General features: G+C 36.6%; 13 protein-coding genes. 10 read left to right on the forward strand and 3 right to left on the reverse strand.

Going from position 1 to position 14,232, the window contains the following annotated elements:
* Nucleotides 1-81 precede the first annotated feature (81 nt).
* Nucleotides 82-753, forward strand: coding sequence for a DUF2750 domain-containing protein (locus tag PYW36_RS03255; RefSeq protein ID WP_037576545.1), 672 nt, complete (start codon nucleotides 82-84; stop codon nucleotides 751-753).
* Nucleotides 754-925: 172 nt separating this feature from the next.
* Here PYW36_RS03255 and coaW read toward each other — a convergent pair whose 3' ends face one another.
* Nucleotides 926-1,723: a type II pantothenate kinase gene (gene coaW / locus PYW36_RS03260; protein ID WP_037576548.1), complete on the reverse strand. Its 798-nt coding sequence runs from the start codon at nucleotides 1,721-1,723 to the stop codon at nucleotides 926-928.
* Between the two features lie 106 nt (nucleotides 1,724-1,829).
* Between coaW and PYW36_RS03265 the strand changes: the two genes are divergently transcribed.
* Nucleotides 1,830-2,198 carry a VOC family protein gene (locus PYW36_RS03265; protein WP_103159236.1) on the forward strand — a complete coding sequence of 123 codons (369 nt, stop codon included), beginning with the start codon at nucleotides 1,830-1,832 and terminating at the stop codon, nucleotides 2,196-2,198.
* 42 nt (nucleotides 2,199-2,240) lie between these two features.
* Here the strand turns inward: PYW36_RS03265 and PYW36_RS03270 are convergent, their stop codons facing one another.
* Nucleotides 2,241-3,842 (reverse strand): BCCT family transporter, encoded by a 1,602-nt coding sequence (locus PYW36_RS03270; RefSeq protein WP_037576550.1) that lies wholly within the window; start codon nucleotides 3,840-3,842, stop codon nucleotides 2,241-2,243.
* An 87-nt stretch (nucleotides 3,843-3,929) separates the two neighbouring features.
* Between PYW36_RS03270 and PYW36_RS03275 the strand changes: the two genes are divergently transcribed.
* The 3 genes from PYW36_RS03275 (at nucleotide 3,930) to PYW36_RS03285 (ending at nucleotide 7,495) form a co-directional block, all read left to right on the forward strand.
* Nucleotides 3,930-4,790, forward strand: coding sequence for a GNAT family N-acetyltransferase (locus PYW36_RS03275; protein WP_103159237.1), 861 nt, complete (start codon nucleotides 3,930-3,932; stop codon nucleotides 4,788-4,790).
* Nucleotides 4,791-4,958: 168 nt separating this feature from the next.
* On the forward strand, nucleotides 4,959-5,492 hold the full coding sequence (gene rpoE / locus PYW36_RS03280) for a DNA-directed RNA polymerase subunit delta (RefSeq protein ID WP_037576556.1): 534 nt from the start codon (nucleotides 4,959-4,961) through the stop codon (nucleotides 5,490-5,492).
* Between the two features lie 395 nt (nucleotides 5,493-5,887).
* Nucleotides 5,888-7,495 carry a CTP synthase gene (locus PYW36_RS03285; protein WP_037576559.1) on the forward strand — a complete coding sequence of 536 codons (1,608 nt, stop codon included), beginning with the start codon at nucleotides 5,888-5,890 and terminating at the stop codon, nucleotides 7,493-7,495.
* Between the two features lie 63 nt (nucleotides 7,496-7,558).
* Here the strand turns inward: PYW36_RS03285 and PYW36_RS03290 are convergent, their stop codons facing one another.
* Nucleotides 7,559-8,080: a DUF2529 family protein gene (locus PYW36_RS03290; protein ID WP_037576561.1), complete on the reverse strand. Its 522-nt coding sequence runs from the start codon at nucleotides 8,078-8,080 to the stop codon at nucleotides 7,559-7,561.
* Nucleotides 8,081-8,296: 216 nt separating this feature from the next.
* Here PYW36_RS03290 and fdaB point away from each other — a divergent pair, with 216 nt between their 5' ends.
* The 5 genes from fdaB (at nucleotide 8,297) to rho (ending at nucleotide 14,197) form a co-directional block, all read left to right on the forward strand.
* Nucleotides 8,297-9,169 carry a class IIb fructose-bisphosphate aldolase FdaB gene (fdaB, locus tag PYW36_RS03295; RefSeq protein WP_037576564.1) on the forward strand — a complete coding sequence of 291 codons (873 nt, stop codon included), beginning with the start codon at nucleotides 8,297-8,299 and terminating at the stop codon, nucleotides 9,167-9,169.
* A 243-nt stretch (nucleotides 9,170-9,412) separates the two neighbouring features.
* A complete protein-coding gene (locus PYW36_RS03300) occupies nucleotides 9,413-10,678 on the forward strand; it encodes a UDP-N-acetylglucosamine 1-carboxyvinyltransferase (RefSeq protein WP_103159238.1) in 1,266 nt (421 codons plus the stop codon).
* Nucleotides 10,679-10,726: 48 nt separating this feature from the next.
* On the forward strand, nucleotides 10,727-11,053 hold the full coding sequence (locus PYW36_RS03305) for a winged helix-turn-helix transcriptional regulator (protein ID WP_103159239.1): 327 nt from the start codon (nucleotides 10,727-10,729) through the stop codon (nucleotides 11,051-11,053).
* Between the two features lie 213 nt (nucleotides 11,054-11,266).
* Complete coding sequence (locus tag PYW36_RS03310; RefSeq protein ID WP_103159240.1) at nucleotides 11,267-12,697, forward strand: aldehyde dehydrogenase family protein; 1,431 nt, start codon at nucleotides 11,267-11,269, stop codon at nucleotides 12,695-12,697.
* A gap of 183 nt (nucleotides 12,698-12,880) precedes the next feature.
* Nucleotides 12,881-14,197, forward strand: a complete 1,317-nt coding sequence (gene rho / locus PYW36_RS03315; RefSeq protein WP_037576574.1) for a transcription termination factor Rho — start codon at nucleotides 12,881-12,883, stop codon at nucleotides 14,195-14,197.
* Nucleotides 14,198-14,232: the final 35 nt, after the last annotated feature.

Below are 14,232 nucleotides of genomic sequence, written 5' to 3' on the forward strand. Positions count from 1 at the left end.
TTTTATAAACGATGTTTGACGAATTGAATGCCGTAGTTTATATTCAACTTAAAGAGAGCTCATTAAGAGAGGGAGAAAGGTATGTCATATAAAAATGAACGATTTTACAAAGATATTCTGACTAATGAGCAATTTTTTATTGCTGTTAAAGATAAAAAAATTGTGAAGCATGAGCACAATGGAAAACAATTATTTTGTTTTTGGACGAGAGAAGGCTTTGCTAAAGAATATTTGGAAAACTTGAATGTCGCATTTGATAAACTGATCACGATGGATATTGATCGTTTCACAACTTATGAACTTGACGATATGTTTGATGAGGAAGATGAAGCGGTTGTTAATGTGACGACGGACGCTGAAGGTCATGAAATTAGTATCTTATCTGCATTTAACGACATAATGACCGATATTGATCGATTACGTATTCGAGAGTTTGTCGAAGATGTTTCAAATTCAGATACGGTTTATGGCTTAACGCAAAAAGGGATGAAAGAGTTCATGGTAGTGAGTGATGAAAATGACCATTTTGAACAATCCCATTTTATGCCTGTATGGAGCTTAAGCCAACGCGCAAAACGTGTGGCCCACGAAGACTTCGAATCCTTTGAATTAATCGATGTTGAAGGAGAAGTCTTTGCAGAATGGCTCGATGAATTGCGTGACGATAATCGTTACGTGGCCATCGATTTAAAACCTGGTGTAGTGGGTACCATTGTGAGTGCACAAAAACTGGCGAATGAGTTAACATTTTAACGTAATTCAATCAATCACTATTTACGTACACAAAGCCACCAAAATTTACGCTGATAAATTTTGGTGGCTATTTTAATCCCATATATATCGGTAAAAAGGAACAAAAAGAGGCAAAAATGTCTACAAGGCGATACACTTGTAGACATTTTTGGCTAATATTATCGGTCAAACTTTATAAATATAATGTACCAAGTGCACCTGAGAATGCCCCATTGTTTAAATAATGAGGCGTAAAACCACGTAGAATTGTATAATCAGTGACGACTTGTTGAAGTAAAGGGTTATTGTGGAAAGAAGACCCAATATAGACAACATCTTTAGCGCCGTGTTCTCTTGCGACATGAATTGAAACTGTTGTAACACTTTCACCAACGACACCAATTAATGAAGCTAATTTATCTGCATCAGTAAACGTTTTATCTAAATTTAGTAGAACATGTCCAAAGTTAGAAGCTGTAAGCTCTCCGGAAATGGGAGGGGTATCATTTTTATAAATATGTTTAACTTTTAAATCGATAATATCACGGTTCCCTTGTTGCGCTAAATCGGTTAATTTTTGATAATCTTTGATTTCTGTAAGCAAATATCCTAAACCTTGAATCATGCCACCACCTGTACCAATACCTCCGACACGTTCCTGACCCTGATGATCAGCTAAGTGGATTGACGTGCCAGTCCCAACGTTAGTAAATATATAACGATCGAGTTCGATGCCTTGCTCCTTAAGTAAGATGTCTACACCTTTATCTGCCGCATCAAATTCAATAAAATGTTTTGCTTCACAGTGCAATAAATCATTAAGCACTTTCGCATTACCACCCGTAATACTAATATCTGAACATTTTTTATCATTAAGACTTTGCGCGACTTGTTCAATTTCAGTCGTAAGAAATGTTTGATATTCTCTTTGACCTTCATGTTCAGTTACGATTTTAATTAAAGTTCCACCCGCATCGATTCCGATTCGCATGATATTGTCACCTCAAAATTATTGTTTATCAACAATATATACTATATGATAATCACAAAAATACAAGTTAAAATTTGAATGAAATTAAAAATAGGGGGATTATTTTATGAAATTGAGTCCATATATCGTGGTGAATCATGTGCAAGAGGCCCTTGATTTTTACAAATCAACTTTTGGTGGGGAGGTCATACCGCTTAATGAGCACCAGGGAAAATTACTGCATGCTGAGTTGAAAATACAGGAGGATGTCGTGCTTCATTTATCAGATGATTATGGAAAAGACACCTCAAACACTGGGGCACAAATTTTATTAACTTTTAATAATAAAGAGACGCAACAACGCATTTATGAAGCTTTAAGTGTTAAAGGGAATCCACATATGCCGTTAAATCGTACATTTTTCAATGCGATTCACGGTCAAGTGACAGATCGATATGGTGTCAATTGGTTGTTAAATTGCTTTGTTGAAGAATAAATCAAAAAAACAGTGCATGCGGTACATCCGCACGCACTGTTTTTACATTTCGTTATCTCTTTCGCGTTCTTCAATTGTACGTGAAAAATCTTTTTCATCATCAATGTGCGACATTTGGAAATGTTTCGTATGTTCACGTCGTAAGGCATTCATTAACGCAAAAATCATCAATAGCAAAATGATAGAGAACGGCAGCCCAGTAACGACAGAAGCTGTTTGTAAACTCGTCAAGCCCCCGGCAACCGTCAGAGCGACAGAGATGGCCCCGATAAGAATCCCCCATACCATTTTATGTTTACGTTTAGGATTTTCTACGCCTCCGGTAGCCATACCAGAAACAATGTGTGTGGTTGAATCCGCACTTGTCACAATAAATGTAAAAATTAATATGATAGCGAGTGCGCTAGTGACTTCGTAAAGTGGAAACTTGCTTAATAGCTCAAATAGCGCCACAGTATAATCTTGATCGACCACTTTTTCTATCCCTTCGTTATGATGAAGTGCATAATGAATAGCTGTTCCACCAAATCCTGCAATCCATAAAAATGAAATCATAGGGGGAATAATGAGCACACCCACGACAAATTCTCTAATCGTTCGTCCCCGAGAAACACGGGCAACAAATCCACCGATAAATGGAGACCAAGAAATAACCCAGGCCCAGTAGAAGATGGTCCATTTTTGAATCCATGAATTATCTCCCGTATAAGGATCCATTCTTAAACTATATTGAACAAAATGAGAGATATAGTCTCCAATGGAAACAGTGAATGTTTCAACGATGAAGCGCAAATCACCAACAATGAAGATAAACACTAATAAAATGGCACCAATGATAATATTTAAATTACTTAACCATTTTACTCCGCGATTAAGTCCTGATAAGGCAGAACCTAAAAAGATAAACGTCATGATGAGTGTGATGATTATTAATGTCATATTTGTGTTAGGGACACTAAACACATGATTCAAACCTCCAGCAATTTGTAAAATACCTAAACCGATAGAAGTAGCGATTCCCATAACCGTCGCGATGATCGCGAGAATGTCTATAATATTTCGAAATGGACGTTTGTATGTTTCGCCAAATACGGGTTCCATCGCTGTAGAAATAAGGCCATCCCGTTGTTTACGAAATTGAAAGTAAGCGACGATGAGTCCACTCATAGCAAATATTGACCATTGAGAGATGCCCCAATGAAAGAAAGTATAGCCCATGGCTAAACGCGCCGATTCAGCGGTTTGACCTTTCACTTCTGAAGGGAATGGCGAGTGGAGGTAATGGGTTAAAGGTTCTGCTACACCCCAGAATACAATACCGACACCAAGGCCAGCTGAAAAGAGCATTCCAATCCAGGAAATAAATGAGAATTCTGGCGCTTCATCATCATGCCCTAACTTAAAGCGACCGTATCGAGATAGAGCTAAAAAGATAAGAAAGATATCTAATACAAAAACAATAATTAAAAATAGCCACCCAAAATTGAGCGCAAGGGCATCATATGTATTTTGTGCGTAAATACCGAACCCTTTAGGGAAAAAGGCGGCAAGAAGTGTAAATAATAAAATAATCGAAAAAGAAACGATATAGACGAAATTTCGGTTCTTTTTTTTCTTCGTCAATGTTGCTTTTGATTTTTTCATAATATCCCCTTTCAAGTTTGAAAAATCTGAAAATAGTGTATAGTTAGAGTGCGATAAAACATAATAACTAAAGGAATGAATCTGTAAATGATTAAAAATAAGCGTTTTGATGATATTACTATACATTTGTTTGAAGAGCAATACCGAGATGCGTTATATCAATTTAAATTGAGTGAACGTCAACGTATTTATTCTTCACTCCCTAAAGAAGTACTTGATGATGCTTTGGAAGACCCGAATCGTGTAGCCAATGTCGTGTTCAATGAAAAGGAAGAAATTATAGGTTTTTTTGTCCTTCACCAACACTATCAACATGAAGGGTATGACACACCAGAAGAAGTCGTCTATATTCGTTCTTTATCCATTAACGAAGCGTATCAAGGTCATGGGTATGGCACGAAAATTATGATGAATTTACCAGAGTATGTTCAAACAGTGTTTCCAGATTTTAGTCATTTATATCTTGTCGTTGATGCAGAAAATGAAGCGGCGTGGAATGTTTATGAACGCGCGGGATTCATGCATACGGCGACTAAAGAAGAAGGACCTATCGGTAAAGAGCGTTTGTATTATTTAGATTTAAGCTCTAAGTATGTTTCGTCTTTGAAATTAAAAAGAAGTGATCAATCAGATTTAGGACCTGTTGATATTATTAATTTAACATTAAATCAAGAAAAAGTTGGTTTTCTTGCGATCGAACAATTTCAAACACGCCTTATCATTAGAGCGGTATTAGTGGAAGATGAATACCGTGAATTAGGCATCGCTCAAAATGCATTACGTCAATTATCGACGTATGTGCGTCAAAACTATGAAAAAATTGAAGTGCTTGAAGTGATGCTATTCGGTTCTCGAAACGAGCTCAAACCACTGTTCCAAAAAAGTAATTTTGTCGAAACGATCATGACAGAAGATTATACAATGTTTGAAAAATATATTAATTACTAAATCTTTAAGGTCATTTCAAAAAACCTTTCGCTAAACATTGCGTAATTCCTAAGAGTCATTTATAATCAATGTTTGTTATGGTAATAAGACGCGCTTTGGAATTTGGACGAAAGCTGCGAATGATCCAATTCTAAAAGTAACGTGAATCTTTGAAAGGAAGATGTGCCGATGAAATTACAAGATTACACACAAGAAATGGTTGATGAAAAAGCATTTATTGATATGGCTTATACACTTTTAACTGAAAAAAATGAAACGATGAATCTTTATGATATTATCGATGAATTTAAGCAAATTGGACATTATGAAGACAATCAAATTGAAGATCGTATCGTTCAATTTTATACGGATTTAAATACTGATGGACGCTTTTTAAGTGTTGGTGACAATGTTTGGGGTCTACGTGACTGGTATTCAGTGGATGACATTGAAGAAAAAATAGCACCAACTATTCAAAAATTTGAAATTCTTGATGAAGAAGACGAAGAAGACAAAAATTTAAAATTACTTGGTGAAGACGATAGTGAAGGGGATGACAACATTCCAAGCACTACTGATGATCAAGAAACTTTAAATGACCCTGAAGATGAGCACGTCGAAGATGAAATCGAAGAGTCTGATTTAGTGGTTGAGGAAGACGAAGAAGACTTAGATGAAGAATATGAAGACGAAGAAGACGATTTACTAGAGGAAAAAGAATAAAATATAAGGACTTGTATGAAAGTAGCATTAGTGGCTTAACTTAAAAGGTTATATTCACCTATTACACTGGTTAGATTCACATGTGAAGTTCTTGCGATTTAAAGCTAGATTTTCATATGAATTTCATATAAAGTTTATTGACTTTTCATGACAACATGATAAAATTTTATTCGGGCTCCTTTAAATAGGACAATGAAAAAACGCATACGTCAAAGAGATGTTCACACGCAAAGCAAGCGTTCAAAAATAAATGACGTAAACTCGTTCCCCCTTACATGAAATGATTGTGAGAGGGAACTTTTTTATTTTTATAATAAATGTATCTTACATTTTACTGTTTGTATTGGATTTACCCCTTAGCAAAAGCTTCTGATATGAAATGAGGAGGAATAAGAATGACCAAGTTTATTTTCGTAACAGGTGGTGTTGTTTCATCACTAGGCAAAGGGATTACGGCAGCATCACTCGGTCGACTATTAAAAGACCGTGGATTATCTGTAACCATTCAAAAATTTGACCCGTATTTAAATGTGGATCCAGGTACGATGAGTCCGTATCAACATGGTGAAGTTTTTGTCACTGATGATGGCGCGGAAACGGATCTTGATTTAGGCCATTATGAACGTTTTATAGATATTAATTTAAACAAATACTCAAATGTGACTGCAGGGAAAGTCTATTCCCACGTTTTGAAAAAAGAACGTCGCGGAGATTATTTAGGTGGAACAGTACAAGTCATCCCTCACATTACAAATGAAATTAAATCAAGATTACTGCTTGCTGGTGAAAGTACGAATGCAGATGTCGTAATTACAGAAATCGGCGGTACGACAGGGGATATTGAATCGTTACCTTTTATTGAAGCTATTCGTCAAATCAGAAGTGATTTAGGTCGCGAAAATGTGATGTATGTTCACTGTACACTTTTACCATACATTAAAGCAGCAGGTGAAATGAAAACGAAACCGACACAACATAGTGTGAAAGAATTACGTGGCCTTGGCATTCAACCAGACCTAATTGTGGTACGTACAGAATATGAAATGGGGCAAGATTTAAAAGATAAAATTGCGCTATTTTGTGATATTGATAAGAAAAGCGTCATCGAATGTCGTGATGCAGAATCATTATATGAAATTCCTTTACAATTAAGTCGCCAAGATATGGACGATATTGTGATTGAACGCCTCGGATTAGAAGCGCAATATGAAACGCAACTTGATGAGTGGAATCATTTAATCAATGTCGTGAATAATTTGGAAGGTAAAGTAACAATAGCGCTTGTAGGAAAGTATGTTGCTTTACAAGATGCCTATCTTTCTGTAGCAGAATCTTTAAAACATGCAGGATACCCTCATATGAAAGATATTGAAATTCGCTGGATTGATTCAAGTGAAGTGACTGATGAAAATGCGGAAAGCTATTTCCATGACGTTGATGGTATTTTAGTACCAGGCGGATTTGGATTCCGTGCAAGTGAAGGGAAAATATCTGCGATTAAGTATGCGCGTGAAAACAAAGTCCCATTCTTTGGCATTTGTCTAGGGATGCAATTGGCGACAGTTGAATATGCCCGTCACGTGGTTGGTTTAACTGATGCACATTCTGCTGAATTAGATCCAAACACACCATATCCAGTTATTGATTTGTTACCTGAGCAAAAAGATATTGAAGATTTAGGTGGGACACTTCGATTAGGATTGTATCCATGTACAATTAAACCAAATACGTTAGCAGAGCGTATTTATGACGCCCAAAATATTCAAGAGCGTCACCGTCATCGTTATGAGTTTAATAATGAATACAGAGAAAAATTAGAAGAGGCGGGCATGATTTTCTCAGGAACAAGCCCTGATGGACGTTTAGTGGAAATGGTGGAAATTGAAGATCATCCTTTCTTTATTGCATGTCAATTCCATCCTGAATTTTTATCACGTCCAAATCGTCCTCAACCGATTTTTAAATCATTCATCGAAGCTGCAATACAACAACAAAATAAATAATTGGCACACCAAAAAAGCGACGGAGCATTCAAAGGTTAAGAATGCCCCGTCGCTTTATCAATTTTATAAGTCTAAGTCTCTTATCATTTCAATCATTTGTGTATAAATATCATAGTAAATGTAATTCATCGCAATATTGTGTGGAACGACCACTTTATCATAATCTTCAGTCATGACGATAGCTCTAGGGGTGGATAAATTGATAAAATGTATCAAGTGTTCGGGTACCGTATAAGATTTTGAAGGATTTGTAATTAAAACGACCTCTTTATCTAAGTCTATGAGTTGTTGTAAATCTTTTTCTAATGCCTCTGTCATAAAAGGTGCAAAAAGTAAAATGCGATCTGTGCTGTCTAGTTGCTCAAATGTATCTACTGCGCTAAGCGAACGACTTGATTTTAATTTTTCTTCACTGTTTAAAATATAAGGTTCAAACCATTGTAGATCGTCATATCCTTTGACATATATATGTCCTTCGCCACCCATCGCTTGAATCAGACATTGTGCAGCCATTTGGATATCAAGTTCTTGTTTATCGATACGTTGGAAAATTCCAGTCAACTGTGTTGCTAACATTTTGGACATAATGTGTGCCTCCGTTATTAAAATCATTGTGTTTTATTTTAAGGAATTATACTTCAATTATCAATATTCGCATATTCATACAAAAATGATTACGCTTTCATTGACGAAATGATGAAATAATCACATTTTGACAGGATTATTTATGCATTTTACGTTCAATTTTGCTATAATGTGGTTATAAATTTAATGTGCGATATGCACCAAGGAGGAACTTTCATGCCTTTAGTTTCAATGAAAGAAATGTTAATCGACGCAAAAGAAAATGGTTATGCGGTAGGCCAATATAACCTTAATAACTTAGAATTCACACAAGCGATTCTACAAGCATCTCAAGAAGAGAATGCACCTGTTATTTTAGGGGTATCAGAAGGTGCCGCACGCTATATGGGTGGTTTTTATACTGTTGTTAAAATGGTAGAAGGTTTAATGCATGACTATGAAATCACAATTCCAGTAGCGATTCATTTAGATCATGGTTCAAGTTTCGAAAAATGTAAAGAAGCAATTGACGCTGGTTTTACATCAGTCATGATTGATGCTTCACATGAGCCATATGAAGATAACGTCAAAGTGACTTCAAAAGTGGTTGAATACGCACATGCACGTGGTGTTTCTGTTGAAGCTGAACTTGGTACAGTCGGTGGACAAGAGGATGATGTGGTAGCTGACGGTGTGATCTATGCGGATCCAATCGAGTGTCAAAACTTAGTGAAAGATACAGGTATTGATACTTTAGCACCTGCATTAGGTTCTGTACACGGACCATACAAAGGTTTACCAAACTTAGGTTTCAAAGAAATGGAAGAAATTGGTGCATCTACTGGTTTACCACTTGTATTACATGGAGGTACAGGTATTCCAACTGACGACATTAAAAAAGCCATTTCATTTGGCACTGCTAAAATCAATGTAAACACAGAAAACCAAATTGCTTCTGCTAAACGTGTGCGTGAAGTGTTAGATGCAGATAAAGAAGTTTACGATCCACGTAAATATTTAGGACCTGCACGTGAAGCAATTAAAGAAACAGTCATCGGTAAAATTAAAGAATTTGGTACTTCAAACAAAGCGGAAAATATTAAAGGTTAATCACGCGACGTTTGTGATGAAATGTTTGGAATGTGGGGATGAGACACTGAGCGGTCTCATCCTTTTTTAATAAGTTGAAAAGGGACCCTTTATTTTCAACGGGGCATTTAGTGTGATTTTTTAAGGGATAAAACGATTTTTTTATCATGCTCACGATTTTGCATTTTGAAAAATTTTACATTATAATGCCTATATTATGATATTTTATGGAGAAATTGAGCAAGGGAAAAGGAGTTCAATCACATGGCGCAAGAAGTTATTAAAATTAAAGGTGGCCAAACTTTAAAAGGCAAGGTAGAAATTAGTGGTGCAAAAAATAGTTCAGTTGCGATTATTCCTGCAACATTAATGGCTGAAGAACCTGTAACATTGGATGGTTTGCCTAAAATTTCAGATGTGGAAACATTAGTGAGTTTACTTGGGGATTTAAATATTCAAACTAAGTTGGAAGGCACAACTTTGCATGTTGATCCTACTGAAATCCAAAATGCTGCTTTACCTAATAATAAAGTTGAATCCTTGCGTGCATCCTATTATATGATGGGTGCAATGCTTGGCCGATTTAAAAAATGTGTCATTGGACTCCCAGGAGGATGTCCATTAGGTCCTAGACCTATTGATCAGCATATTAAAGGCTTTAAAGCTTTGGGAGCAGTCGTAGATGAGTCAAGCACGACCTCAATGAAAATTGAAGCTGAGCGTTTAGTTGGAGCGAATATTTATCTTGATATCGTCAGTGTAGGTGCCACTATCAATATTATGTTGGCCGCATCGCGCGCAGAAGGTCAAACAGTGATTGAAAATGCAGCTAAAGAACCTGAAGTTGTCGATGTCGCTAACTTTTTGAATAGTATGGGTGCCAAAATTAGTGGTGCTGGTACTAGTTCAATAAAAATCATGGGTGTGCCTCATCTGCATGGAAGTAGACATCAGATTATTCCTGACCGAATTGAAGCAGGAACCTATATGTGTATTGCTGCGGCGAGTGGTGAACGTATCGTCATTGATAATATTATTCCTAAGCACGTCGAACCGTTAACAGTTAAACTAAAAGAGCTAGGGGTTACAATTGATGTTGGGGACGATTATATGGTTGTTCAAGCGAGCCACCCATACCATAGTGTAGACATTAAAACACTTGTTTATCCCGGGTTTGCAACAGATTTACAACAACCGATAACCCCACTGCTCTTTTTAGCTGAAGGACCTAGTTTTGTGAAAGAAACAATCTATCCAGAACGCTTTAAACACGTTCCTGAATTACAAAAAATGCATGGGGCCATTGATGCAGATCGTGGTACAGCGACCATTAAACCATCAAAGCTATCAGGTGCCGAAGTCTATGCGAGTGATTTACGCGCGGGGGCTTGTTTAATCATAGCCGGTTTAATTGCTGAAGGTGAAACAACGATTTATAATGTCAAACATATTTATAGAGGATACACTGATATCGTAAATAACTTAAAACGTCTAGGCGCAGATATATGGACTGAAACTGTTGATGCTTAATCTATAAAATATTGGACATTCAAATATCTTGATTAAGAGGTGAGAGTCATGGAAGTTTGTCCATATTTAGAAAAAACGTTTAAAATTCTAGGACGGAGCTGGAATGGTTTAATTTTACATTATTTATCCACATGTCCAGAACATCGAGCACACTTTTCAGAAATGAAACGTGATTTGCACCCCATTACTAACCGTGCACTTTCGTTAAAAGTGACAGAGCTTGCAGAATGGGGACTTATTACAAAGCATATCATTTCCGAAAACCCACCCTCTGTTTGCTATGAATTAACTCAAAAAGGTATTGATTTAGCGATAGCGCTTAAACCGCTTGAAAAGTGGGCGCACGACCACGTCACATTGCCTGAAAAAGTTTAAAAACGTTAATTGAACTTATAAAAGTAATATGAATTAGACGATACTGTTCTAATTACATATTGCTTTTTTATTTTGCATTAAAAATTAATAGAGCTGAAGTGAGGGTATAAGCAAAATCAATGCATCACGTCTAAGTGCGCGTTATAGTTTAAATACATCCTTTTTAGGAAATAGATTAACATGTAAACAAGTTTGATAAAGGAGTGTCTATAAATGAGAGACCAAATCAAGCAATATATTAATGGCGAATGGGTAGACAGTGCAAGTGGTGAAACGTTAGAAGTCATAAACCCAGCGACTGAAGAAGTTTTTGGTCATATTGCCAAAGGGAATAAAGAGGATGTCGATCAAGCAGTTAAAGCTGCAAATGACGTTTATCTTGAATTTAGAAATACACCTGTAAAAGAACGACAAGCGATGTTAGGTCGCATCGTCGATGAATATAAAAAACGAAAAGATGACTTAATTGAAGCGATGACTTTAGAGTTAGGGACACCTGTGACGAAATCAGAAAACATCCATTATCAAATGGGTCTTAATCACTTCCAAGAAGCACATGATGCTCTAGATCGTTTTGAATTTGAGGAACAACGTGGAGATAGTTTAGTAGTGAAAGAAGCTATCGGTGTGGCTGGCCTTATCACACCTTGGAACTTTCCAACAAACCAAACATCATTAAAATTAGCAGCTGCATTTGCGGCAGGTTCACCTGTTGTTTTAAAACCGTCAGAAGAGACACCTTTTGCTGCACTTATCTTAGCAGAAATTTTTGAAGCAGCAAGCGTGCCTAAAGGGGTGTTCAATTTAGTAAATGGTGATGGCGAAGGTGTCGGCAATCCATTGAGTGAACATCCAGATGTGAGAATGATGTCATTTACGGGTTCTGGTCCAACAGGTTCAAAAATTATGGAAAAGGCAAGCAAAGACTTTAAAAAGGTTTCACTTGAACTAGGGGGTAAATCACCTTATATCATTCTAGATGATGCGGATGTAGACGAAGCGGCTAAAGCAGCTGTGGGTAAAGTTGTGAATAATACAGGTCAAGTCTGTACTGCAGGAACACGTACACTTGTCCCTGAAAGTATGAAAGAGGCCTTTCTTGAAAAAGCTAAATCCTATATGGAAGCTGTAAAAGTCGGAGACCCACAACAAAAAGAAACAGAAATGGGTCCTATTGTGAGCGAAAAACAATATCGACAAGTTCAAGATTATATTAAAAAAGGTATTCAAGAAGGCGCGGAATTGTATTATGGTGGCGAAGGGCATCCAGAAGGTTTAGATAAAGGATATTTCGTGAAACCAACGATTTTTGCGAACGTGGATAATCAAATGACAATTGCGCAAGAAGAAATTTTTGGCCCTGTGATGTCTGTCATTACGTACAAAGATTTAGATGAAGCGATTCGCATCGCAAATGATACTAAGTACGGATTAGCAGGTTATGTCTTTGGTCAAGATAAAGAACAACTTCATAAAGTGGCACGTTCCATAGAAGCTGGAACTGTTGAAATTAACGAAGCAGGCCGTACACCTGATTTACCATTTGGCGGTTACAAACAATCTGGACTTGGTCGTGAATGGGGCGACTACGGTATCGAAGAATTTTTAGAAGTTAAAGCCATCGCAGGTTATTTTAAAGCATAACTGATGATGCACCACGTTATTAAGTTTTTTGAGAAATTTATCAATAAAACTTAATGACGTGGATCTTTTTAGTTTCTTTTTAAATCATGTTTTGTATTTATTCATAAAATTTGCTATAGTATTGATGTTATCGTATCAATTATCGCTACGATGAAAGAATTTATTATGAAATGAGTGTTAAATATGGCGACCAAGGAAAGAACGTCACCGCAGTATGAATCTTTTCATGAATTATACAAAAACTACACCACGAAAGCTTTGACTGAAAAAGCAAAGTCTCTAAAGCTGACAAACTATAGCAAGTTGAATAAGAAAGAACTTGTCCTTGCCATAATGGAAGCACAAATGGAAAAAGACGGAAACTACTATATGGAAGGTATCTTAGATGATATTCAACAAGATGGTTACGGCTTTTTAAGAACGGTTAATTATTCTAAAGGTGAAAAAGATATATATATTTCTGCCTCTCAGATAAGACGATTTGAAATTAAATTAGGCGATAAAGTCACAGGTAAAGTTAGACAACCTAAAGAAAGTGAAAAGTATTATGGACTTTTACAAGTCGATTTTGTGAATGATCACAATGCTGAAGAAGTCAAAAAACGTCCCCACTTCCAAGCACTAACGCCTCTATATCCAGATGAACGTATTCAATTAGAAACAGACCCCGAAAAATACTCCACACGCATTATGGATTTAGTGACACCTATCGGATTAGGACAACGTGGTTTAATCGTTGCACCACCTAAAGCAGGTAAGACCTCTTTATTAAAAGAAATCGCAAACGCAATTGTGAAAAATAAACCAAATGCAAAACTGTTTATTTTACTCGTCGGCGAAAGACCGGAGGAAGTAACAGATATCGAGCGTTCTGTAGAGGAAGCTGAGGTTGTGCACTCTACGTTTGATGAACATCCTAGACATCATGTTAAGGTTGCAGAATTACTGTTAGAACGTGCAAAGCGCTTAGTTGAAATTGGAGAAGATGTTATCGTATTGATGGACTCTATTACACGTTTGGCGCGCGCATACAACCTTGTCGTACCTCCAAGCGGTAGAACATTATCAGGAGGTCTTGACCCAGCATCTTTACATGGACCTAAAACGTTTTTTGGAGCTGCAAGAAACATTGAAGCAGGAGGCAGTTTGACGATTTTAGCCACTGCGCTAGTAGATACAGGTTCTCGTATGGACGACATGATTTATGAAGAATTTAAAGGAACGGGAAATATGGAGTTACATTTAGACAGACGTTTATCTGAACGTAGAATTTTCCCGGCGATTGATATTTCACGTAGTTCTACACGTAAAGAAGAATTGTTAGTGCCTAAAGAAGAATTAGAAAGTTTATGGCAACTTCGAAATATGTTTTCTAATTCACCTGATTTTGCAGAACGATTTATTCGTCGTTTGAAAAAAACAAAAACCAACAAACAATTCTTTGAAGAGTTAAAGAAAAGTGCGCTAGAAAGCACCCGTACAGGTAAGCCGATTATTTAAAATGAATAAATGTTAAAGTAGGGTTGCATTTTAAA

The sequence above is a fragment of the Staphylococcus chromogenes genome (assembly GCF_029024625.1).
Lineage (GTDB): Bacteria > Bacillota > Bacilli > Staphylococcales > Staphylococcaceae > Staphylococcus > Staphylococcus chromogenes.

Bases quoted from the DNA above. Each gene is read 5' to 3' on its own strand.
- PYW36_RS03255 (WP_037576545.1), top strand. From the start codon at position 82: ATGTCATATAAAAATGAACGATTTTACAAAGATATTCTGACTAATGAG.
- coaW (WP_037576548.1), bottom strand. From the start codon at position 1,723: ATGCGAATCGGAATCGATGCGGGTGGAACTTTAATTAAAATCGTAACT.
- PYW36_RS03265 (WP_103159236.1), top strand. From the start codon at position 1,830: ATGAAATTGAGTCCATATATCGTGGTGAATCATGTGCAAGAGGCCCTT.
- PYW36_RS03270 (WP_037576550.1), bottom strand. From the start codon at position 3,842: ATGAAAAAATCAAAAGCAACATTGACGAAGAAAAAAAAGAACCGAAAT.
- PYW36_RS03275 (WP_103159237.1), top strand. From the start codon at position 3,930: ATGATTAAAAATAAGCGTTTTGATGATATTACTATACATTTGTTTGAA.
- rpoE (WP_037576556.1), top strand. From the start codon at position 4,959: ATGAAATTACAAGATTACACACAAGAAATGGTTGATGAAAAAGCATTT.
- PYW36_RS03285 (WP_037576559.1), top strand. From the start codon at position 5,888: ATGACCAAGTTTATTTTCGTAACAGGTGGTGTTGTTTCATCACTAGGC.
- PYW36_RS03290 (WP_037576561.1), bottom strand. From the start codon at position 8,080: ATGTCCAAAATGTTAGCAACACAGTTGACTGGAATTTTCCAACGTATC.
- fdaB (WP_037576564.1), top strand. From the start codon at position 8,297: ATGCCTTTAGTTTCAATGAAAGAAATGTTAATCGACGCAAAAGAAAAT.
- PYW36_RS03300 (WP_103159238.1), top strand. From the start codon at position 9,413: ATGGCGCAAGAAGTTATTAAAATTAAAGGTGGCCAAACTTTAAAAGGC.
- PYW36_RS03305 (WP_103159239.1), top strand. From the start codon at position 10,727: ATGGAAGTTTGTCCATATTTAGAAAAAACGTTTAAAATTCTAGGACGG.
- PYW36_RS03310 (WP_103159240.1), top strand. From the start codon at position 11,267: ATGAGAGACCAAATCAAGCAATATATTAATGGCGAATGGGTAGACAGT.
- rho (WP_037576574.1), top strand. From the start codon at position 12,881: ATGGCGACCAAGGAAAGAACGTCACCGCAGTATGAATCTTTTCATGAA.